The following is a 22,355-nucleotide window of genomic DNA, read 5'->3' as shown; positions in this document are numbered from 1 at the left end:
GGGTGTGATCTTGTAGATGTGGTCCAGAGAAGGCCCGTTCACTATGCAATTGATACAAAAATCTGATTCGTTATATAAGTATTTGGATGATATTATAGAATCTTGCCTTTTTGTGAAAAGTTTGGGAATTTTTACGGTTAAAACATAGACTTTTATCCACTTGTAATATATATTAGTTAAATTGAGTTTTTCCCTGAAACTCTTCATTTAGATTTCCAAAGCCAGATTTTTATTCCAACTGGATTGCAGTTAATTTTATTAGTTATCTTTTCATCCAGCGTCTCTGTGATTATTCCCCCAATTTTCCAGTACCTTCTTCTTTTGTTTTTACAACTCTTTCTTCCCCAACCTGTTTATACTATGAAGTTTTTTCCTATCTATACATTATACTTAGTTTTCATCATGAAATTTTAAGGAGATTTATAATGAGAAGCGATATCATCAAAGAGGGACCTGAACGTGCTCCCAACCGTTCACTTCTGAAAGCAACAGGAGTCACAGATTCCGAGATGAGGAAACCATTCATCGCAGTCGTTAATTCCTGGAACGATATAATTCCTGGCCATATTCATCTGAATAAACTTGCTGAGGCTGTTAAAGCCGGAATCAGGAACGCCGGGGGAGTTCCTTTTGAATTCCATACTATAGGAGTATGCGATGGAATCGCAATGGGACATGAGGGTATGAAATATTCCCTTCCCAGCAGAGAAGTTATTGAGGACACGATAGAGCTTATGGTTAAAGCCCATCAGTTTGATGGGATTGTCCTTATTCCCACATGTGACAAGATCGTGCCGGGTCACCTTATGGCAGCAGGCAGGCTTGATATCCCTGCAATTGTCGTAACTGGAGGGCCTATGCTTCCGGGTTATGTTGATGACAAATATACAGACCTGATCTCGGTCTTTGAAGGAGTGGGGGCCTACAGCGCAGGCAAAATCTCAGAACTTGATCTTAAAAGGCTTGAAAACCTTTCCTGTGGAGGAGCCGGATCTTGTGCAGGAATGTTTACCGCAAACACCATGGCCTGTGTGACCGAAACGCTTGGTCTGAGCCTTCCGGGCTGTGCAACTGCTCACGCAGTGGATGCAAAAAAGGTCCGTATTGCCAAGGAATCCGGCGAGCGTATCGTTGAAATGGTTAAAGAGAACCTGACTCCCAGAAAGATTGTCACTTTAAAGTCTTTTGAAAACGCCATAATGGTAGACATGGCAGTCGGGGGTAGCACAAATACCACTCTGCACCTTCCTGCCCTTGCCCACGAATTCGGGCTGAATCTTCCTCTTGAAAAATTTGATGAGTTGAGCAGGACAACTCCCCACCTGATTTCTCTTCGCCCTGGCGGCCCTAATTTCATGCTACACTTTGATAGGGCAGGTGGCGTTCAGGCGGTCATGCAAAGGCTTTCCTCCAAACTTTACCTAGATCAGCTTACAGTAAACGGCAAAACTATCGGGGAAAACCTGAACGAGTTTAAGATTATTAACCCGAAGCTCAATAAAGAGATAATTGCAACTCTTGACAAGCCTATACATGCCGAAGGAGGCATTGCAGTCCTTAAAGGTAACCTTGCCCCTGACGGTTCGGTTGTAAAACAGGCAGCAGTTGACCCTAAAATGCGCGTTTATACAGGCCCTGCCAAAGTTTATGACTGTGAAGAAGATGCTATGGAAAATATCCTTGCAGGCAATGTAAAACCAGGAGATATTGTAGTTATCCGCTACGAAGGCCCAAAAGGCGGCCCTGGAATGAGGGAAATGCTTGCAGCTACAGCCGCAATCGGAGGCATGGGGTTGCTGGAGTCTGTGGCTCTGATAACTGACGGGCGCTTTTCTGGAGGCACACGCGGACCATGTATAGGACACGTTTCTCCCGAAGCCAGCGAAGGAGGACCAATTGCCCTGGTAAAAGACGGGGATATGATAGAGATTAATATTCCAGAAAGAGTTCTGAACCTTAAAGTCTCAGAAGAAGAGCTTAAGAAAAGAAAGGCGGCATTCGTACCTCCAAAAAAGGAAGTTACAGGCTACCTTGCAAGGTACCAGCGTTCCGTTCACTCTGCAAATACAGGAGGAATAGTGGACTGAGCTTTCCATGGTTATTTAAAAACTTAAAATCGGAAGGGTTCATCCCTCCTCTTTTTTAATTTTTTCCAAACCTTATATCCACTGTTCTCTAAGTTCTTTAAGTTTTTTATGTTTTTGAAACTCTAAAGAATTTATGAAGACATTTTTGAATCTCTTAAAGAATATCTGAAAGAACAGAAAAATATAATACCTAAATTAGCCATTTTCAGCAAATGAAGACTATTTCTCTTACCCGTAAATAAGCCATGACTCAGCTCGCATCTTCATCAGAATTCAGCCATCTTGAATGCAACCGTTGAGCCGTTTGATCACGCCGACCATGTTGTTGCCGGGGTTTTCGGTCAAGCCTTTTTTAAAAAGGGTTGTGATCACGCCGATAGGGTTTGAGGATAAGATTTTCAAACTCAAACGTTTCTCGGGGTTTTCGGTCAAGCCTTTTTCAAAAGGGTTGCGGGCAAGTAATTTTTTCAAAAGGGTTGCGGGCAAGCAATTTTTTAAAAAGACTTGCAAGACTCGGAAATTATACAAGCAGGTTTATAGGATGCCGGGAAGCAGGCTCTATGCCGAGGTCAGCTACAGCCTCAGAAATCATTATATCGCTCATGGCAGCCATAGGAAATATGTATGGGGCATGCTCGATGGGTCCATAGAGGATGAAATCTCCAGCTGCTGCCTGCTGCAAGCAGGTTGAACCCACATCACAGATTTTGTAGAGAATAGGGTCTTTCTCTTTCTTCTTATTCAGCCAGTTCCAGGATGAAGGTGCGTTGTGGATTCCCGAGCCGGTGGGGTGCCCCCATTTTGCTTTTGCGGTAATCGTCATCTTCAGGGCTACGCCTGCTCCATTTCCCATAGGAGTAATGCTCGGATCTATAAGCTTGTTAATTATTCCACATCTGTCTGCAATTGAAAGTAATCCCTCTTCCAGGAGGCCTGCCCCATTTTCCAGTATTTCCATCCTGCCCCGCAGGGATGAGTCCGTTGCATTGAAGCCAAGGATTATCGAGCTGTCAATATCAGATAGAGCAAGAGCTTCAATTTCAGAAGCATTTATGCTCATGTTTATGGAGTTATAGATTGCTTTGTCTGCAAGCCCAATTTCGCTAACATATTCTGCAGCATATGAACGCACGGCTCCTTCAGGGGAATCGATAAGAAAAGGAGCTTCTGAAATGTCGGCCACAAAGTCAATGTAACGGGTAATGCTTTCAGGGGTAGTACCGAAAATGTGGATTATATGCGGGTTTCCGGTTTCTTCCGCACTTGATTCCTGCAGATTTATCAGTTTTTCGGCAGCATCCCGGTCAAACAGGCCTCTTGCAACGTCTTTTACTATTTCATGCTTATCATAAAAGATAGTGCCTGCAAGCACGGTCGGAAGCTCTCCTGGCTGTCCACCTATCTTCACTCCTGCGATGTTAACGATTTCCTGTTCTTTCTGAAACTTAAACATTTTTTACACCTTCAAAATCTACAGGCTAGTATTTGTTTCAAAACACGGTAATTTGCGCTCGAATAATGTACATTCGAAGTAGATCTCTGAATTGAAAATTAAAGCTCCTTTGTCGTGCAGACAACTCCTGCAGTTGAGTCCATGACAAATTCTTCGGAGACTATTATATCACCTGAATGAGGAATTGTGAAAGTAGATTGTTTTTTCTTCTGGGAAATAGCTACAAGAGGTTCCCCAGGGTAAACTTCACCTCGATCCTTATATTTTCTCACAATTTTCATTATTTCCTCGAGGTTTGTCAGTCCTATCCTGTCAAGAAGCGCTACCTGTTGCTGAAAGCGTTTGACTGCTTCTTTAGATATGTTTTCTATGAAAGGGATAGCTCCCTCAGAACCAATAATTCTTCCTTTTTCGTCAATCCCGTTTGCATGGATTGCGAGTAGGGAATGGCCTGCCAGGTGTCCCCTAGATTCCGTCCCGCAGATAAGGATGTACCTTATGTTGGAATTTGAGATGGTATTTACGATTATTTTTTCGACTCCCAGATTTTCGGTTTTTGAGCTCCCCCATAGGGCCGCTTCAGGCGAGGGATTTATCTGGCTCGCAAGAGTTACCACTGCAATCCGAGACTTCGGATTTCCTATCGTGTAGTCGCCTTTTACTATCGGCCATATCTCTGCAATGTCTTTCAATAAATCACCTTTTTTCTTTCCTTATTCAGGTGAGACAGTGCACTTGCAAGCATTATGGCTTTCGTAAAATGTCCACCTACCCTTGATGTATCTACAAAAACATAATCATCCATGAGCACCGGAGCTCCAAGCCCGTCACCTCCACCCAGGAAAGCAATTGTCCTGAAGATGAGGTTTCCCGAAATTCCATCAGGGGCAACGATAAAGTTCGATTCTTTTATGGCATCTTCAATAAGAATTGTATAATGCTTAGCATTGATCCCAAGTTCAACAGCTCGCCTTGTCACGAATTCTCCGTCTGCAAGAGTCCTGTCCACACGTTTGTTTCTTCCTATGTCTCCAATCCTGCCCCCTGACAGCACGCCGACCCTGGGCTCTATCCCAAATCTCCTTATATGGTCGGCGCCGAGCTTTATCATTCTGAGTTTATCTGAAATGGTATTCCCTTCATCAATTCCTACAGGGGCGAGAAAGAAAGGTGTCCCGTCAACTGTAAGGAGCAGGGCAAGCCGGCAGATTCTTTTCTTTCCTAGAGCCTCTTTAAGGTGAACCAGGGCTCCCGATGCTCTTGCAGTACCTCTTATTACTGCATCGACTTTTCTTGAAATCATAAGTTCTGTAAGAGTCTTCTCGGGCTCCTCTGTATCCACTACCTCGAGTTCTGTGCCGATCTGATCAATTTCCTTCTTAATCCCCACCAGGACGACCTGTGCATATCCCAGTTCCTGGGCTTTCCAGGCACTTTCGAGCATTTTGGGAGTTGGATCCCTTATTCCCATAGCTACTCTGGCCTTGTTAGCCCTGGCCCTCATTTCGATGGCCTCAAGGAGGGCATTCATGCTATTCTTTTCCATATGCATCCTGACTGTTGTGTAAGATTTTAAGTAGTTCAAAGAAGTACAAACACGATCATTAATTAATTTTGTCCCCCGAGTCCCGTCTCGGGAGGACGGTGCCCTTTTCGCTCACTTCGTTCGCTCAAGAGGGCTGAATTATGGGTAAGAAAAGATATATTTTCACCTTACTCAAAGATATAGTCAGATTGAGTTTTTTCGTACTCTTCGTATTCTTGATTGATTAGAAAATGTTAGTGGGCTAACATTAAGGAAGATATTTGCAGCCGGGATGAAAGGGAATATGAATACGCGTTTTTCTGCCCAAATTTGTTCTGGCGATTGAAGGTATTATTTTTATGAGAGCAAAAAGACTTTAACACATATCAAAGTGTAAATTTAGCGTTGTCATTTAAAAATCGAAAGCAGGGGATTGTAAGAACAAAAGCATTTGAATAGTTAAAAGATTAAAATGTATAGAGTTAATAATGAGTTCTTTTTTTATTGGTATGGTTTAAGATGACGTTGGCAATTGAATGGGCTGAGAAATACCGCCCACAGACCCTGAAGGAGATTGTAGGGAACAAGAAGGCGGTGCAGGATTTGCGGACCTGGGCTGAGAAGTGGCTTTCAGGCATTCCAGAGAGGAGGGCAGTGATCCTTCATGGACCTGCAGGAGTAGGGAAGACCTCTACTGCCCATGCTCTTGCCCGCGATCTGGGCTGGGAAGTCATCGAACTCAATGCAAGTGACCAGAGGACTGCAGGTGTTATTGAAAAGGTTGCGGGATCGGCAGCTTCAATGAATACCCTCTTTGGAGGAAAACGTCTGATTATCCTGGACGAAGCGGACAATATTCACGGGACTGCAGACAGGGGTGGAATGCGAGCTATTGCAGGAATTATAAAGAGCACACTTCAACCCATAGTGCTGATTGCAAACGATATTTATGGGTTGACTCCTACTATCAGGAACCTCTGTCTGGAAATAAAGTTCGGGTCCGTACAGAGCCGTTCTATGGTCCCTGCTTTGAAGAAGGTCTGCGAGAGCGAAGAAATTTTATGCAGCCCGGATGCAGTCCAGAAAATCGCTGAAGGGGCGGGAGGAGATCTAAGAAGTGCAATTAACGACCTTCAGGCTGCAGCTACCGGAAGGAAAGCGCTGGAAGTTGAGGATATCAGCACTTCAGGCAGAGATGTAAAAGAAAACATCTTCAAGGCAATGCAGAGAATCTTTAAGAGCACGGACTGTAAAAAGGCTTTGGAAGCATCTCGTGGGCTTGATGAAAGCCCTGAAGATCTTGTACACTGGATAGATGAAAACCTGCCTTTCCAGTATGCATCTAAGGATGGAAATCTTGAGGATATAAAAACTGGCTTTGGTTATCTCTCAAGGGCCGATCTTTACCTTGGGCGCGTAAAAAAACGCCAGAACTATGGGATGTGGAGGTATGCGAGCATGTTGATGGTCTGCGGAACTGCAGTCTCAAAGACACGGCCATACCCCGGATTTATCAAGTATCAGTCTCCTTCTCTCTGGAAGAAAATGGGGCAGATACGTTCGAAACGAAACCTCAGGGATAATATAGCTTCTAAAGTTGGAGAACACAACTTCGAGTCCATGCGTTATTCAAGAAATAATCTGCTGGAGCTTTACTCTCTCATGTTAAAGAATGAAGAATCCGCGATCGAAATTACTGCGGGCCTCGGGCTTGAACTTGAGGAGTTGATATATCTCTCGGGGAGCACAAAAGCTAGTAAAAAGCTGCAGAAAATCTACGACAGGGCGCAGGAACTTCTCCTTGAAGGAAAAGAATCTGATGGAACTGAGTTTTTCAGGGCTCCTGCCTCCTCAGAAAATAGTAAAGAGGACCTTTCTAGCTTCTTGATTAAAACTCCGAAGGAAAAAGCTGGAAAACATTCCGAGAGTCTCGAAGTTCCCAACTCCAGGACTTCACAGGGCGGGCAGAAAACTCTTAACTTTGGTCTTGATATCTCACTTGAGATTACTCCAGAAACTACGAACTCGGAAAATAATACTTCCGATATCCTTACACCTGATTCTCTTACACCTGATACTCTTACATCTGATGCCCTTACACCTGATGCTCTTACATCTGATGCCCTTATGCCTGACAGTGTTACTTCCAATACTCTTATACCGGAACAGAATCAGGCCAGGCTTAATGAGGTCGAGCTCAAACCTGGTAGCCTTACATCCAGTTTATCTGAACACGATAATCTTAAGGTTAAGAATTCTTCATCCCTGCCTGAACCTTTTGAGAAGGAAGCTTTTTCTGGCTCTGAACCTATAGAAAATAGCATCTCTCTCGAATTTTCCAGATCCAGGGAACCTATAACTCGTGAGCTCATTGTCAAAAAAGTTTCAGATAAGTCTGAAAAATCTGAGGTCAAAGCCAGTGAAACTCCTAAAAAAGCTGAGTCAAAAACACAAAAAACGCTTTTCGACTTCTAATTTTCTGACCTTATTTATTTTCTTAATTTCTGTTAGTTTTCTTAATTTCTGTTAGTTTTCTTAATTTCTGTTAGTTTTCTTAATTTCTGTTAGTTTTCTTAATTTCTGTTAGTTTTCTTAATTTCTGTTAGTTTTCTTAATTTCTGTTAGTTTTCTTAATTTCTGTTAGTTTTCTTAATTTCTGTTAGTTTTCTTATCTTTTATTAAGTAAGAGACGAATTGATTTTTCTGATTGCTGCAATTTGTACTATGTACATCATATCAATTTTTTAGATCATGTGGAATAGATACGAAGGAAGTTTATATGCAGAATTAGACGAGTTAGTATATATTGGCAAAAAAAATTTCTGAACTGCTATCAACAGTTAAAATAAACTGAAAAATATTTGTGAGCGGGCTGGAGAGTTTGGGGAATAGTTGGGGGAAATAGTTGGGGGATATTGTTTTGGGGTTATACTATGGAAAAAAGACCCGCTCACGCGACATGACTATTTATTCATCTTATAAATAGTTTTTCATTTCTATAGTCTCGTATTTATAAATTTTACTTGATGTTTATGGGTTTTTCTTTTAGCTAGAAATTCTACTTCCTGAAGTAAAAATCTATAATAACCATTGGATGGAGTTAAGGTCTAACCTATCCAAATCTCCTTTTCTTAATCATTTAATTATTAAATTTCTTTCTAAATGAGTTTCCAGAGTAGTTTCATGGCCAGATATCTCAATTTATTTTCTAGCATTGTACTATAGGAACCCACAATTTAAAGCCTTTGAATCGTTTCCATTAATATATATTTCTATTTTGATGAGAATAAGATGAGCGGGTTGGGGAGTATGAATTGGGGTGTTGAGTGTTGGGGTTATCATATAAAATAGAGACCCGCTCACAAGTTATTTCACGCTAATCTACTATAAATATATTTTGCTTCGCTTTTTTATACATTCAGAATTATCTCAATCTAGCATATAAATCATCTAATGTCAATGTTTAAAATGAATTATTCTTAATTTTCAGCTTTATATGTATATTTACATTTATGTTTAAAAATAAAGTATGGTAATTACTTTCTATATTAACTAGAACATATAATATAATAACAATTTGGTGTAATAATTATCCAGATCTCATTTTTACTAAAATGTGATCTATTATTGTAAATTTTTCTTATTTAGTATAGTAATATTATATAGCGCAATAGCAGTCTTATTTAATGCAATAAGGATTTATTTCAGTAAAAAATATTCTTATTTTGCGAAGTAACTAACTTTCAGATAGCCCTGAGTTTCTTTCCTAACAAAAGAGATATATATAACTAGTGACATTTTGGTGTTGCTCTTACAGCAATTCTAAAAAGGCAAACTGGGCTCGTGGTCTAGTCGGTTATGACATCGCCTTTACACGGCGGGGATCCTGAGTTCGAATCTCAGCGGGCCCATTCTTTTTATAATCTTCTCTTTTTAGATGTTTATAGATTTTTATTTTCTAATCTTTCAACTCTTACTTCAAGTTCAGATTTTAATCTGGTTGTACAACTATAAGTTCACATTTAATCTCTTTCTCAAGAGTAATTACATCCAAAAGTTTACCTTTATATTCTGTTGTTTCATTTCCATAATAATCTAAAAAATATTGACTACTGTATTAAGAAGTAGAATCATTCCCACCCAGGTTCTGTCCCAGAATAGCTTTGACTTTTACATAGCCCGTTTCATCAATTTTTGCATGATATATTATCATACCAACCAAAGTATTCTCTAGTTCACTCCGTTTGGTTATTGTTTGCATCCAATTGAATTTTGAAACTTTTGAATATATTCACTAATCATGAGTTTTCCGATAAATAAGGAATTTATTTTGGAATTAAAGCGCTAGTCGCTTCAGTATTTTGAAGAGTATGAGTGTATTATTTTATGCAACTTCTCAGTTTTGTTTTCTACGATTTTAGTATCTAATATACACTCTATGTTAACTCTAATTTTTATTTATAATGAGTAACTAAAAGCTATTTCCAATTTTTTCTGGCAATTTACCTTTTTCTCTAGTCGCAAAAGGGAACTTGTCCGTTTAAATCTTTTTTCTTTATAACTTGACATTATATATAGTACTGAAATTGTTATATAGAAAGGGGGACGATAAAGATTTAGAATCTTTGTTACCTACAAAAAGATATGCTTTAATATTTTTAAGGCGTAACTACCTACAAAGATTATTTAAAAACTACCGTGGGGGAGGAGTCAGTATTAAGAGAAGGAGCAGGACTGATATTGCAGTCGATATTTTAAGAGTAGCAATGAACGGGGCAAAGAAAACTCACATTGTATATGAGGTTAATTTGAACTTTAATATCGCCCAGAAATACCTTGAAATGTTGAAAGAAAAAGAGCTTATCAGACATGAAAATGGGCTTTTCATCACTACTGACAAAGGAAAAGTCTTTCAGGAAATGGCTAAGGAACTCAAGCTCTAAGCAATTTATTTCTTTTTTAATTTTTATTACACTTTCCCATCTTTTTCTTTTTTCGGATTTTCCAGTTTCACTATCCTACAATGTTTCACTATCCTACAATGTTTCACTATCCTACAATTATACTTGAAATCGCCTTTTTCCGTGTCAATCCCTTTTCTTGAGGTACTCTTATGTAAAACTCAGCCCAAAGATCAGGTGAGGATAAAATGCCTGGTGAGTAATTCAGAAATAACATTTCTAAATTATAATGCGTCCCCGTATAAATAAAAGCAGTTTGGAAACATATATACTATGGTGATTAAGGCACTTTTTTTAAACTGCACTCTGAAAAAATCTCCTCGAGTATCAAATACTCGCGCTCTTGTTGACAAGGCAGTAGCTATCTTTGGTGAACTTGGTGTTGAAAGTGAAGTGATAAGGATTGTGGATCATAAAGTGGCTTTTGGGATTTCCTCAGATGAAGGGGGAGGAGATGAATGGCCTTTGATCCTTGAGAAGATAAAAGCCTGTGATATTCTTGTTATAGCAACTCCCATCTGGTTTGGTGTTCTCTCATCTGTGGCAAAGATGGTAATTGAGAGGCTGGATGGTACTTATACGGAAGGAGATCCCGAAACCGGTCAGTATCCTCTTTATGGAAAGACTGCGGGAGTCATAGTTACCGGAAACGAGGATGGAGCACATGATGTCTGTTCAACTATACTTTTTAACCTTATTCATCTGGGATGCACTGTTCCCCCAAATGCAGACTGTTACTGGGTTGGTGATGCAGGGCCGGGTCCAAGTTACATAGAAGCTGGAGGAGATAGGCATCTCTATGCAAATCGGACAGCCAGATATATGGTACACAATCTGACATATTTTGCAAAGCTGCTCAAAGAAAACCCCATCCCTACCAATTTAAAGAAACTTGATGAAGAGGCAAAAAAGGTAAGCGACTGATGCTGACCTATCTGAGAGTTGCTGATCTTTTCACAAAGTCCTGGACACTTTTACTGCTGGAAACGGGGGGTATTATTTGACTGATAGTAAGACAACGATAAAATTGAAAGTTGCAGAAGCCGATCAACGGGATGTTGGAAAAGGCATTGTCCGAATAGGCGAAAGTTTCCGGGAAAAACTGGGTCTTAAGCCTTTCGACGTCGTGGAAATCAAAGGGGAAAAATCGACTTCAGCCCTTATCGGACGCCCGTACCCTAGTGATTCAGGACTTGAGATAATACGTATGGATGGGCTTATCCGCATTAATGCAAAAACCAGTGTAGGGGAATATGTGGATATCTGCAAAGCCGACTGGAAAGAAGCAAAAAGTGTAACTCTTGCGCCTGTATCCAGGGGCATGCAAATCTATGCTCCAAGCGAAACTCTTAAAGCCGTATTCATAAACCGTACGGTTTCAAAAGGGGATTTTATTTCTACCACAAGTTTGAAGAAATCAAGGGAAAGTGAGACTTTCGGCAAAGGAGGTATGTTCGAAGATTTCTTCCAGGACTTTTTCGACCAGGGCTTTGGGCCGTCTTTCGGGCTTGGAGAAATAAAATTGCAAGTAGTTTCTATTTCTCCGTCTGGAATAGTAAAGATTACAGACTTAACACAAGTTGAGCTTTTGCCTGAAGCGACCGAGGTAACCTCTGAACAGAATATCCCTACTGTTATGTATGAAGATCTAGGTGGGCTAAAAGAAGCCATTGGGAAAGTTAGGGAAATGATAGAATTGCCTTTGAAGCACCCTGAGCTTTTTGACAGGCTAGGAATTGATGCTCCAAAAGGGGTACTGCTCCATGGCCCGCCCGGAACGGGAAAGACTCTGCTTGCAAAAGCAGTTGCTAACGAATCCGATGCCTACTTTATTTCGATCAATGGTCCTGAGATTATGTCCAAATATTACGGCGAATCCGAAAGGGCGATAAGGGAAATTTTCGAGGACGCAGAAAAGAATGCTCCTGCAATTATCTTCCTGGATGAGATCGATTCCATTGCCCCTAAAAGAGCTGAGGTAACCGGAGAAGTGGAAAGAAGAGTAGTTGCTCAACTTCTCTCCCTTATGGATGGGCTTAAAGCCCGCAAGAATGTAATCGTTATAGGGTCAACCAACCGTCCCGAAGCCCTGGATGTAGCACTCCGCCGCCCGGGCAGATTTGACCGAGAAATTGAACTTAGAGTCCCGGATACTGATGGAAGGTTAGAAATTTTCCAGATCCATACCAGAGGAATGCCTCTTGCCGAAGACGTAAACCTCATGGATTTTGCTCAAATAACATACGGATTCGTAGGAGCTGATATTGCTGCCCTGTGCAGGGAGGCAGCTATGAGTGCCTTACGGAAGGTTTTACCTAAAATCAATCTTAATGAACCTGAAATCCCAGCTGAAATTCTGGATTCCCTCCAGGTAATAAGAGAAGATTTTGAAAATGCTCTCAAAGATGTCCAGCCTTCAGCAATAAGGGAAATCCTTATCGAAGTGCCAACTGTCAGCTGGGACGACGTCGGCGGTCTGGAAGAAGTAAAAAGGCTCCTGAAAGAGGTCGTAGAATGGCCTCTTAAGAATCCGGAATCTTACAGAGATATCGGGGTTGAAGCTCCTAAAGGGGTCCTTCTGTATGGCCCTCCGGGTACGGGAAAGACTCTGCTTGCAAAGGCGATAGCTCATGAATCGGATGCTAATTTTATCACAGCCAAGGGAAGTGATCTACTTTCCAAATGGTATGGAGAATCCGAAAAAAGGATAGCTGAGGTTTTTACACGGGCAAGGCAGGTTGCTCCATCTATTATTTTCCTGGACGAACTTGACTCACTTGCGCCTATTCGCGGGGCTTCTATAAGTGAGCCTCAGGTTACGGCAAGAATCCTTAATCAGCTTCTCTCCGAAATGGACGGACTTGAAGAGCTCAGGGCTGTAGTGGTAATTGGTGCAACCAATCGCCCGGACGTTATCGATCCTGCACTTATCCGACCAGGACGTTTTGATGAACTGATTCTTGTTCCTATTCCTGATGAGGGAGCTCGCAGGGAGATCTTCAAAGTCCATACCGAAAAAATGGCGCTTGCAGAGGGTATTGATATCGAAAAGCTCGTTTCTATGACTGATCAGTATACAGGTGCAGACATTGCAGCCATATGTAAAAAGGCAGGAAGGCTTGCTCTGCGTGAGGATCTTCACGCAAAAAATGTTAAGCAGAGACACTTCATTAAAGCAATAACAGAAACTGGACCTTCAGTCACTTCGGACACGATGAAATACTACGAAGCTATAAAAGGCGAACTCAGAATTAGGAAATCTAAAGAAATCGAGAACCCCTCCTATATTTAAGCAAAAAAAAGCTATAATCACAGGTTTGTCTTCTTTAAAGTACAGATTTACCTTATTTTAATTTTCCTGTTGATTTAGTCACTTCTTTTCCTGTTGATTTATTACCTTTTTGTTTCCTGCTCACATGTTGTTTTTTACTTATTTATTTTTCTTACAACTTTACTATTTTTTTATAATTTTAGTGTTTTTTACAAATCTTATAATTTTTTTAATACGATGTTTATCTCTGATCTTTAAACTGAGTATTTTTAATTTCTCTTTTTTTACCCAGTTCTGTATAGAGTTTCCCGAGAATAATTCTCTGAATTTAATATCACCTTTTTTTTAACTTCACAAATTATGTTAACCAATGATATTAAATATAATAATTACTATCGGTAATATACATGCAGCTTCCAACACCCGAAGATCTTAAAAAAAGAAGAAATGAACTCGGGCTTACCCAGAGCGATCTGGCTAAAAGGGCAGGAGTAAGTCAGCCCCTTATAGCTCGTATAGAATCGGGAGACGTAGATCCCAGGCTTTCGACTGTCAGGAAAATCCTTGACGCTTTTGAGGAAGTTGAAAAGGAACAGCAGATTATTATAATAGATCTGATGCATTCCCCTGTAATTCATGTTTCACCAAGTGATTCTGTGGAAGAAGTAGTAAACCTGATGCAGAAGTATGGTTTTTCACAGGTCCCTGTGCTTGATAGGGGCATTCCGGTTGGAAGTGTTTCCGAAGACATGATAGTGAAATTGATGGCCGAAAGTAAGAAAAAATCAATTTCCCAGTTGAAAGTTTCTGAGATAATGGGAGAGGCCTTCCCAACAGTGTCTCCAGGTATATCTATCTCAGTAGTGTCGCACATGCTGGAAGGAAACCCTGCCGTACTGGTATTAGAAAAAGGAGCAGTTATCGGCGTCGTGACGAAACATGATGTAATGACGCTTCTCCAGGGTTAATTAGCAAAATCCGTTCTCCCTATAGAGCGGTATTCGGAATCAGGGTTTGAAAAGCACATCAATTATATACTAGAATCCAATTAAACCTGATCTCTAAATCGGAATAATGCTTAATCATGCAAAGTAACTCATTTAATGAGTCCTGTGACAAATTCCCGGAATAAAATACGGCGGGGCCTTTTAAGCATACCGTATCACAATGATATTACTCTGAATTATTTCAAATTTGCAGTATTTTAATACTGTAGGTTAATACAACTTCTTAAACAGATAAAAACGGAAGTATTAAAACCACTTTATAAATAAAATATTTAATTATATTAAATCAAAAAATAAATTGGATTAGATTTAAGGATAAATATTAAATTAAATCAAAAATAAACTCGGATTAAATTAAATCAAAAATTAAAATCTAATTATATTCCAAATTAAATTTTTAAAAATGTGGAGCATAATATATGGATCTGGAAGATACCCTTCTCATGATGCCTGGCCCCGTAACTGTTACACCCAGAGTCCTTAGAGCTATGTCAAAACCGATGATCAACCATCGAAGTGCGGAATTTGCCGGAATTTATACTGATTGCAGGGAAATCCTTTCCAGCATTTTCCAGACAAAGAATGATATTTTCGTGCTCAGTGGCTCTGGAACGGCAGGAATGGAAGCTGCTGTCGGTTCTTCGGTTGGAAGCGGAGACAAAGTTGTTGCCATAGAAAATGGAAAGTTTGGAGAGCGGTTTAAAGACATTGCAGCTATCTATGGAGAAGTTGTTCCAGTTGTATTCGAATGGGGTCAGCCGGTTAACCTTGAGGTTGTCAAGGAAAAACTCGAAGAAGGGGCAAAAGCCATCACTCTTGTCCACAACGAGACATCTGCAGGCATTCTCAACCCTGCAGCAGAAATTGGCAAACTTGCTAAAAAGCATGATGCCCTCTTTATTATGGACGGTGTGACTTCCCTTGGAGGAGATGATGTAAAGGTTGATGAGTGGGGAGTTGACATTGCAGTTGTAGGCTCACAGAAGTGTCTTGCAGCTCCTCCTGGACTTTCAGTTGTTTCCGTAAGTGAAAAGGCTTTTGAGGTTATGAAGGATGTAACTAAAAGGCCATACTATAACGACCTACTTGCATATAAAAAGAGTGGAGATAAGCCCAAAGCAGAAACACCTTACACTCCTGCAATTCCTCTCTTCTATGCGCTTCAGGAGGCTCTGCACATCGTAAAGGAGGAAGGAATGGAGGCAAGGATTAAGAGACACAGAGTCCTTTCTGAAGCCATAAGGGCAGCAGTTGCCGAACTGAACATTGAGATGTTCCCGCAGCTTAACGAATACAGCCATTACTCTAACACTGTCTCTGCTATGAAGGCTCCCACAGATGTTACTGGTGAGGATATAAAGAGTGATATGAAGGCAAGAGGCGTAATTATTGCAGGCGGGCAGGAACGTCTTAAAAACAAGATTTTCAGAATAGGCTGCATGGGTAATGTGACCGGAAGGGATGTGCTTTCAACCATCCAGCAGCTGGAAATTGTGTTGAATAAGCATGGCTACATTGATCGCCTGGGAGCAGGTGTAGAAGCTGCAAACAGGGTTCTTGACAGAGCCTGAAAAGGATAAAGTTATAGACTTAGATACAGGTAGAACAATATCTACCAGATCTTTTCAGGAAAATCCTGAAAAGATTTTAACCGAAATTTCGATTGGATTTATATGCCCACAATAGGAATTGCAGATACTACGTTCGCACGCTATAATATGGGGCGTGCGGCAATTGATGAGATACAAAAAAACGTATCTGTAAAAATCAAAAGAGTAACCGTGCCAGGGATAAAGGACCTTCCGGTCGCAGCCAAAAAACTTATTGAAGAAGAAGGGTGCGATATCGTTATGGCGCTTGGCATGCCTGGAGCTAAAGAACAGGATAAAATTTGTGCTCATGAAGCTTCTCAGGGCATTATTATGGCCCAGCTCATGACCAACACCCATATTATCGAGGTCTTTGTCCATGAAAATGAAGGAAAGGACGAAAAGGAACTTGCTTTCCTTATGGACAGAAGGACTCGAGAGCACGCTTTAAACGTAATCAAACTGCTCTTCAAGCCTGAAAAGTTAATTCGAGAAGCCGGTACCGGCCAAAGGCAAGGCTTTGAAGACGCAGGTCCATTAAGAACATGAATCAATTTATGTAAAAACAAGACTGGAGATCTTATCAGATGACTATCAGCCTAGGATTTGTTGTAGCTGAATTTAACAGGGATCTGACCTATCAGATGGAACTGCTTGGAAGAGAACACGCGGAGTTCCTGGGGGCAACAGTTAAAGAGACTATTCTTGTCCCAGGGGCCTTTGACATGCCGCTTGCGATCAAGAAGCTTTGCCAAAGGGATGACATTGATGCCGTGGTTACTATAGGATCTGTAATTGAAGGCGATACTGACCATGACCAGGTGGTTATGCAGCACGCGGCACGGAAAATCATGGATCTTTCTCTTGAGTTCAATAAGCCTGTAACTCTCGGAATTTCTGGCCCAGGCATGACCCGCATGGCGGCTCATGAACGTGTGGACTATGCAAAGCGGGCCGTTGAAGCTGCAGTAAAGCTGGTGCGGCGGCTGTGAATGTTATAATAACTATATTAGTAAATGTAATACCAGGACCATTCCTATGTCATCCGCAAGGCTCAAGCGTGTAGAAGAATCCGCAACGATAAGGATCTCCAATATTGCGACTAGAATGATTAAAGAGGGTACAGACGTAATCAATTTCAGCCTTGGTGAACCTGATTTCAATACCCCTAAGAATATCTGCGATGCTGCGGCAAAGGCTATGTATGAGGGAAAAACCCACTATGCTCCTTCTGGAGGTATTCCTGAACTAAGGGCAGCTATTGCCGAAAAATTGAGGACGGAAAACAACCTCGATGTAACCGAGGCAGGTGTACTTGTCACCCCCGGAGCGAAACAGGGAATTTTTGAGGTAATGATGAGCGTTCTCGATGATGGGAACCAGGCTCTCCTGTTTAACCCTGCATGGGTAACTTATGATGCATGCATACGTTTTGCGGGGGCGGAAACAGTCTGGGTTCCAACAGTTCCTGAAAAAGGTTTCATTCCTGACAATTTTGAAGAGTACATCACTGATAAAACCAAGCTCATTGTTGTCAATAGTCCGGGAAATCCAACAGGTGGGGTCTTTGGAAAAAAGACTTTGCAATGTATCGCGGATCTTGCAATTGACCATGACCTCATAGTGGTTTCGGATGAGATTTATGAGAAAATTATCTATGACAGGGAACATATCAGCATTGGCAGCCTCGATGGAATGCAGGAAAGAACTATCACCGTAAATGGTTTTTCTAAGGCATATGCCATGACAGGCTGGAGACTCGGCTACCTGACTGCTCCTCCTGAAATTCTCAAACTTCTACTTAAAATTCAGTCTCATTCGGTAAGCAGTGCGACTACGTTTGTTCAGTACGGTGGACTTGAAGCCCTTCAGGGCCCTCAGGACAGCGTTAAAGCAATGGTTGACCGTTTCAAAGTACGCCGTGATGTCCTTATCGACGGTCTGAACAAAATGGGGTTTGAATGTAAAAAGCCTGATGGAGCTTTCTATGCTTTTGCTAATGTCAGCGAGTATGGAAACGGGACTCAGGTTGCAGAACGGCTCCTGAAAGAAGCTCAGGTTGCAGTTACGCCTGGAATTGCTTTTGGTTCATCTGGCGAGGATTTCGTAAGGATTTCCTATGCAACATCGATTGACCGAATCAGGGAAGCTCTTGAAAGACTTGAAAAGGTGTTTTTCTAAATTAAATTCAGTCAATTATTTTTCTTAATAAAAGTATGAGTAAATAACAGGCATCAATCAAATCGGGAAACGGTAGGGGCAAATTTACCCATACCGTTTAAGTACTTCTTTTATGATTGCACCTGTACTACAAAGTGGGCATTCTTTTGAAAGTGGAATCCTTACCACATTTGCAGGAAGCCCTCTTTTAGCAAGTTCTTCTTCCAGATTTTCGGCGTTAAAACGCTGGTCGTAACCCAAGGCAATTATGTCCGGCCTGATATGCTTCAGGGGTTCAAACATATCTTTTTCGCTGCCTAAAAGCGCTTTATCTACTATCCCGAGCGCACTTACCATCTCCAGCCGCTGCTCTTCGGGCACAATTGGTTTTGGCTTATGAGTCACATTTGAGTCTCTAGCAACAATAACGAAAAGCTCATCTCCTAGAGCTCGGGCCTGGGTCAGAAAATAAATATGTCCGGGGTGTAGAAGGTCAAAAGTCCCGGTAGCAAGTATACGTGTCAACAGATCACCTGGCCTCGGGTATATCTTCTTAGCATAAGAAACTTACTGAAATTAACCTTCTGGAGTATGAGAAAAGCTCTTGATTATTCAAAATGTTTCCACATGAACTGTTATATCTATTTATAGTTTGACTCTATGGTATGAGAATTTTCAAATTATCGTAAGTAATATATATAGCCCATAATTATGAATATTATTTATTGAATTAAGGGCATAAACCTGAAAACCTGAAACTAAATCAAATTCAGGCACAGCTTTTCACGTTTTCAGGCAGAGCTGTTACCTTTAACATTATCATAAATAATATATAATTATAATAAATATTACTATTCATAAAATTTACAAAAAGAGGAGACCCCCAATGGTTAAAAAATCAGTTCATGAGATTAATAGAAAAATTGAAGATGGAAGCGTCAATGTAGTGACAGCCGAGGAAATGGTCACAATTGTTGAGGAGCTTGGCGCTGAAGGGGCTGCAAAGGAAGTAGATGTAGTTACTACAGGCACATTCGGAGCTATGTGTTCATCCGGCTTGATGCTTAACCTGGGACATTCCGAGCCTCCCATAAAAATCCAGAAGATCTGGTTCAACAATGTAGAAGCATACAGTGGACTGGCAGCCGTAGACGCTTACCTGGGGGCTGCCCAGATCTCAGATACACGGGGAATTCAGTATGGTGGAGCTCATGTTATTGAAGATCTTCTCAGGGGCAAAGAGGTCGATGTTCATGCGACTTCGTATGGGACGGATTGTTATCCAAGGAAAGTACTTGATACGATAATTTCTCTTGAGGACCTTAATGAAGCCATGCTTCTTAACCCAAGGAACGCCTACCAGAAATATGCAGCAGCAACTAACAGTTCTAAAAGGACTCTGCATACTTATATGGGTGAGCTTCTGCCCAATTTCGGAAATGTAACCTATTCGGGGGCAGGAGTCCTCTCTCCTCTCTCAAATGACCCAAGCTATGAAACTATAGGCATGGGAACAAGGATTTTCATGGGAGGAGCCCAGGGCTATGTTATAGGGAATGGAACCCAGCATTCTCCTTCTTCCGGTTTTGGAACTCTCATGCTTAAAGGTAACCTGAAAGAGATGAACCCTGACTATTTGAGAGCTGCTTCCTTTACCGGATACGGAGCTACTCTTTACATGGGAGTTGGAATTCCTATCCCTATCCTCAACGAAAAACTCGCTGCTGCTACTGCAGTTCGTGATGAGGATATTGTAACCACCATTGAGGACTATGCTGTGGGAAGCAGGGACAAGCCGGTTATCAGAAAGGTAAATTATGCTGAACTCCGGTCAGGTTCGGTGCAGATTGACGGAAAAGACGTGCCCACATCTTCCCTTTCCAGTTTCAAGAACGCGAGAAAGATCGCAAACGAGTTAAAGTCGTGGGTTAAGCATGGGAAATTCTTTGTCACCATGCCCGTGGAAAGACTGTGTACCGAAGGAGTTGCCAAACCCATGAAAGAGACTCAGGTCGTACCTCTCGTAAAAGATGTGATGTCCAGTTTTGTTGTGACCATCAAAAGAGATCAAACTGTCCAGGACGCTGCAAAGAAAATCTGGGAGAACTCTTTCAACCATCTGACTGTGATTTCTGATGGTGGGGAATTGGTTGGGATCCTGACTGCTTGGGATGTCTCGAAGGCTGTTGCAGAGAATTGCTTTGATTCGGTGGAGAATGTTATGACGAAAAAGGTGCTGACCTGCGCTCCGAACGAGCCTGTAGATCTTGCAGCCAGGCGGCTGGACCGTTACGGGGTATCTGCAATGCCGGTGATCGATGCTCAAAGGCGGGTTCTTGGAATAATAACGAGTGACAATATCAGCAAACTCATTGCAAGGAGGTACTGAGCGTGAAAATCAAGATCACCATTCCTACTGAAAGAATCCATAACCCTATCATTTCCGAGTCCATAGTCGAAACCGGAATCCTGATTAATATAATGGTTGCAAATATCGACTCAACCTATGGGGAATTAATAGCTGACGTGAATGACCTCAAGTTCGATAAAATCAAAAATGCCCTGGAATCGAGAGGAGCTATAGTTTCCATTCTGGACAGACCTATTCATAGGGATGAGGAAGAATGTATCGATTGTGGAGCCTGTATTTCGGTCTGCCCTATGAATGTGTATTCTTTTGACGACTCCTGGAATGTCCTGGTAGATGAAAAGAAATGCATCCAGTGCGGCGTGTGCATTAAGATGTGTCCTCATGGAGCTTTGAAACTGGGAGAATGAAGAAAGAGAGGATCGAATCACGAAATCTTTCCCTCACTCTTTTATTTTTCTTCTGGCTTTTCCGGTTTTCCTCTTTTTTCCTTATTACATCGGGAGCGCAGAGGGTCACGAATATCCCTGACTTTTCACATGCTGTCCTACAATTACTACTGAGCTCATCCCAAAACTTAATTATGTCCATGGTTTTCAAATTCTGGATGATCTATCAAGTTCCGATCATGAAAATGGTTAAAGCTTTTTATTGATTTGAATCTAAAATTGATTTTGGATGAGCTGATACTAAAGAATCAAGCCATATGTTAACCAGCTTTATGTTAACCATCTTTGGTCTTATATATGGGTATACTCAAAAAACATTATGAAAACTTTTATACTAAATTATAATTATTTATATATGTAGCTTTCTTAAATAAGCACAACTGATTCCTATGACGGTTAAATTAGAAAGTTACTATATTTATTCTCAAATATAATTTTAAATAACTCTATATATGGGGCAATAAACTAATGGAAAGTTTAAACAAAATTTGTGCGATGGCAGACTGGGATGATCCGGAACTGTTGGAGATGATGAAGGATGTACTCAATCTTGACATCGGAAAGTACCCTGAGCTTCTAGAGACTCGGCACCGGAAGCACTGGGAGTGGGCCATCGGAATGTTGGCAATGAAGAAGGCTGGTAAGATGGATAATAATTGCAACTTCTTGGGAATAGGAAGTGGCAGTGAAGCACCCGTTTTTTACCTAACTAACCATGCAAAATACGTCTTTAGTACAGACTTGTACACTATCACTTCCAGAAGGTGGAAGGAAGCAAACACAGATATGTTGACAAACCCAGAACGATTTGCTCCGAGTCAATTTAATCGCAAACGGCTTGGCGTACAAATTATGAGCGGCACCAATATTCATTTTGATGACAATACTTTCGATGCAGTTTTCAGCTATTCTTCGATAGAGCACTTTGGTGGGAAAGATGCGGCTGCAAAATCTATGAAAGAGATCGAGCGAGTGTTGAAGCCTGGAGGCGTTGCCAGTATTGCGACCGAGATCTTCGTCTGCCCTGAATCGAGAGAATTGTATAGGGAGCGTAAGATTCATTGCCAATTTCCTCTCCGTCTATTTAGGCGCTACAGTATATTTTCGGAAATGTTTACACATGAGGAGTTGGAACAATATCTTTTAGCATCAACGAATATGAAGCCTCTTTGGCCCATCGACTACAGTGTGGAAAAGAGTGATCTAGAAAGGGCTGTAAACTATCCAAATTCCAAAACTGATAAGGTACATATTTTCCTTAATTTGAAGGGCATTCTCTGGGGGTCCATTCATATAGCTCTGGTTAAATAATAGAATGCATAATAAGCAAAAAATCAGAAAAGAAATATTTTCATTTATCCGTTATCGCTTTTTCTCTACTTTTTTCTTTCTTTTCCTTATTATCAGTTTCCTTTCTATTTCTCACGTCTCAGTATTTTTGTTCCCTTTGATTATATACGAGATTTATTTATGGATACTGATTTC

Annotated in this window: 18 protein-coding genes and 1 tRNA gene; 14 read left to right on the top strand and 5 right to left on the bottom strand. The window is 41.1% G+C overall.

Annotated elements, in window-relative coordinates; all coding sequences use genetic code 11:
• Positions 1–425 precede the first annotated feature (425 nt).
• A complete protein-coding gene (gene ilvD, locus MSBRM_RS12905) occupies positions 426–2,087 on the top strand; it encodes a dihydroxy-acid dehydratase (protein ID WP_048120931.1) in 1,662 nt (553 codons plus the stop codon).
• A 273-nt stretch (positions 2,088–2,360) separates the two neighbouring features.
• Here ilvD and MSBRM_RS12900 read toward each other — a convergent pair whose 3' ends face one another.
• The 4 genes from MSBRM_RS12900 to mtxX all read right to left on the bottom strand — a co-directional run bounded on the left by MSBRM_RS12900 (position 2,361) and on the right by mtxX (position 5,086).
• Positions 2,361–2,597 carry a hypothetical protein gene (locus MSBRM_RS12900; protein ID WP_155396517.1) on the bottom strand — a complete coding sequence of 79 codons (237 nt, stop codon included), beginning with the start codon at positions 2,595–2,597 and terminating at the stop codon, positions 2,361–2,363.
• Positions 2,598–2,607: 10 nt separating this feature from the next.
• A complete protein-coding gene (gene mtrH / locus MSBRM_RS12895; RefSeq protein ID WP_048120927.1) occupies positions 2,608–3,540 on the bottom strand; it encodes a tetrahydromethanopterin S-methyltransferase subunit H in 933 nt (310 codons plus the stop codon).
• A 98-nt stretch (positions 3,541–3,638) separates the two neighbouring features.
• On the bottom strand, positions 3,639–4,232 hold the full coding sequence (locus MSBRM_RS12890) for a tetrahydromethanopterin S-methyltransferase subunit A (RefSeq protein ID WP_080941563.1): 594 nt from the start codon (positions 4,230–4,232) through the stop codon (positions 3,639–3,641).
• Positions 4,229–5,086, bottom strand: coding sequence for a methanogenesis marker protein Mmp4/MtxX (gene mtxX, locus MSBRM_RS12885; RefSeq protein WP_048120925.1), 858 nt, complete (start codon positions 5,084–5,086; stop codon positions 4,229–4,231). The genes MSBRM_RS12890 and mtxX overlap by 4 nt, the downstream gene beginning before the upstream one ends.
• Before the next feature lie 498 nt (positions 5,087–5,584).
• Between mtxX and MSBRM_RS12880 the strand changes: the two genes are divergently transcribed.
• The 10 genes from MSBRM_RS12880 (at position 5,585) to MSBRM_RS12835 (ending at position 18,074) form a co-directional block, all read left to right on the top strand.
• Positions 5,585–7,540 carry a replication factor C large subunit gene (locus tag MSBRM_RS12880; RefSeq protein WP_048120923.1) on the top strand — a complete coding sequence of 652 codons (1,956 nt, stop codon included), beginning with the start codon at positions 5,585–5,587 and terminating at the stop codon, positions 7,538–7,540.
• A 1,362-nt stretch (positions 7,541–8,902) separates the two neighbouring features.
• Positions 8,903–8,976, top strand: a tRNA-Val gene (locus tag MSBRM_RS12875).
• A gap of 714 nt (positions 8,977–9,690) precedes the next feature.
• Entirely contained in the window at positions 9,691–10,008 is a 318-nt protein-coding gene (locus tag MSBRM_RS12870) for a winged helix-turn-helix domain-containing protein (protein WP_230668873.1), read from the top strand.
• Between the two features lie 291 nt (positions 10,009–10,299).
• Complete coding sequence (locus MSBRM_RS12865; RefSeq protein ID WP_048120921.1) at positions 10,300–10,950, top strand: flavodoxin family protein; 651 nt, start codon at positions 10,300–10,302, stop codon at positions 10,948–10,950.
• A 76-nt stretch (positions 10,951–11,026) separates the two neighbouring features.
• Entirely contained in the window at positions 11,027–13,318 is a 2,292-nt protein-coding gene (locus MSBRM_RS12860; protein ID WP_048120919.1) for a CDC48 family AAA ATPase, read from the top strand.
• Between the two features lie 386 nt (positions 13,319–13,704).
• A complete protein-coding gene (locus tag MSBRM_RS12855) occupies positions 13,705–14,265 on the top strand; it encodes a CBS domain-containing protein (RefSeq protein ID WP_048120917.1) in 561 nt (186 codons plus the stop codon).
• A gap of 458 nt (positions 14,266–14,723) precedes the next feature.
• A complete protein-coding gene (locus MSBRM_RS12850) occupies positions 14,724–15,875 on the top strand; it encodes a pyridoxal-phosphate-dependent aminotransferase family protein (protein ID WP_048120915.1) in 1,152 nt (383 codons plus the stop codon).
• 102 nt (positions 15,876–15,977) lie between these two features.
• Positions 15,978–16,442, top strand: a complete 465-nt coding sequence (ribC, locus tag MSBRM_RS12845) for a riboflavin synthase (RefSeq protein WP_048120913.1) — start codon at positions 15,978–15,980, stop codon at positions 16,440–16,442.
• A gap of 38 nt (positions 16,443–16,480) precedes the next feature.
• Entirely contained in the window at positions 16,481–16,885 is a 405-nt protein-coding gene (gene ribH, locus MSBRM_RS12840; RefSeq protein WP_048120911.1) for a 6,7-dimethyl-8-ribityllumazine synthase, read from the top strand.
• Between the two features lie 46 nt (positions 16,886–16,931).
• Positions 16,932–18,074: a pyridoxal phosphate-dependent aminotransferase gene (locus MSBRM_RS12835; protein ID WP_048120909.1), complete on the top strand. Its 1,143-nt coding sequence runs from the start codon at positions 16,932–16,934 to the stop codon at positions 18,072–18,074.
• An 84-nt stretch (positions 18,075–18,158) separates the two neighbouring features.
• On the opposite strand, the gene MSBRM_RS12830 is transcribed toward MSBRM_RS12835, so the two are convergent.
• On the bottom strand, positions 18,159–18,602 hold the full coding sequence (locus tag MSBRM_RS12830; protein ID WP_048120908.1) for an adenylyltransferase/cytidyltransferase family protein: 444 nt from the start codon (positions 18,600–18,602) through the stop codon (positions 18,159–18,161).
• A 337-nt stretch (positions 18,603–18,939) separates the two neighbouring features.
• Here MSBRM_RS12830 and MSBRM_RS12825 point away from each other — a divergent pair, with 337 nt between their 5' ends.
• The 3 genes from MSBRM_RS12825 to MSBRM_RS12810 all read left to right on the top strand — a co-directional run bounded on the left by MSBRM_RS12825 (position 18,940) and on the right by MSBRM_RS12810 (position 22,181).
• A complete protein-coding gene (locus MSBRM_RS12825; RefSeq protein ID WP_048120906.1) occupies positions 18,940–20,442 on the top strand; it encodes an L-aspartate semialdehyde sulfurtransferase in 1,503 nt (500 codons plus the stop codon).
• A gap of 2 nt (positions 20,443–20,444) precedes the next feature.
• Complete coding sequence (locus tag MSBRM_RS12820; RefSeq protein WP_048120904.1) at positions 20,445–20,831, top strand: 4Fe-4S binding protein; 387 nt, start codon at positions 20,445–20,447, stop codon at positions 20,829–20,831.
• A gap of 507 nt (positions 20,832–21,338) precedes the next feature.
• Complete coding sequence (locus tag MSBRM_RS12810; protein ID WP_048120900.1) at positions 21,339–22,181, top strand: class I SAM-dependent methyltransferase; 843 nt, start codon at positions 21,339–21,341, stop codon at positions 22,179–22,181.
• Positions 22,182–22,355: the final 174 nt, after the last annotated feature.

This window comes from Methanosarcina barkeri MS (assembly GCF_000970025.1).
GTDB lineage: Archaea > Halobacteriota > Methanosarcinia > Methanosarcinales > Methanosarcinaceae > Methanosarcina > Methanosarcina barkeri.
This window is presented reverse-complemented; position numbering and strand designations above follow the sequence as displayed.

What these genes read in the sequence shown, in the direction of transcription:
- ribH (WP_048120911.1), top strand. Translation starts at nt 16,481, where the DNA reads ATGACTATCAGCCTAGGATTTGTTGTAGCTGAATTTAACAGGGATCTG.
- MSBRM_RS12855 (WP_048120917.1), top strand. Translation starts at nt 13,705, where the DNA reads ATGCAGCTTCCAACACCCGAAGATCTTAAAAAAAGAAGAAATGAACTC.
- mtrH (WP_048120927.1), bottom strand. Translation starts at nt 3,540, where the DNA reads ATGTTTAAGTTTCAGAAAGAACAGGAAATCGTTAACATCGCAGGAGTG.
- ribC (WP_048120913.1), top strand. Translation starts at nt 15,978, where the DNA reads ATGCCCACAATAGGAATTGCAGATACTACGTTCGCACGCTATAATATG.
- MSBRM_RS12835 (WP_048120909.1), top strand. Translation starts at nt 16,932, where the DNA reads ATGTCATCCGCAAGGCTCAAGCGTGTAGAAGAATCCGCAACGATAAGG.
- MSBRM_RS12810 (WP_048120900.1), top strand. Translation starts at nt 21,339, where the DNA reads ATGGAAAGTTTAAACAAAATTTGTGCGATGGCAGACTGGGATGATCCG.
- MSBRM_RS12825 (WP_048120906.1), top strand. Translation starts at nt 18,940, where the DNA reads ATGGTTAAAAAATCAGTTCATGAGATTAATAGAAAAATTGAAGATGGA.
- mtxX (WP_048120925.1), bottom strand. Translation starts at nt 5,086, where the DNA reads ATGGAAAAGAATAGCATGAATGCCCTCCTTGAGGCCATCGAAATGAGG.
- ilvD (WP_048120931.1), top strand. Translation starts at nt 426, where the DNA reads ATGAGAAGCGATATCATCAAAGAGGGACCTGAACGTGCTCCCAACCGT.
- MSBRM_RS12865 (WP_048120921.1), top strand. Translation starts at nt 10,300, where the DNA reads ATGGTGATTAAGGCACTTTTTTTAAACTGCACTCTGAAAAAATCTCCT.
- MSBRM_RS12850 (WP_048120915.1), top strand. Translation starts at nt 14,724, where the DNA reads ATGGATCTGGAAGATACCCTTCTCATGATGCCTGGCCCCGTAACTGTT.
- MSBRM_RS12880 (WP_048120923.1), top strand. Translation starts at nt 5,585, where the DNA reads ATGACGTTGGCAATTGAATGGGCTGAGAAATACCGCCCACAGACCCTG.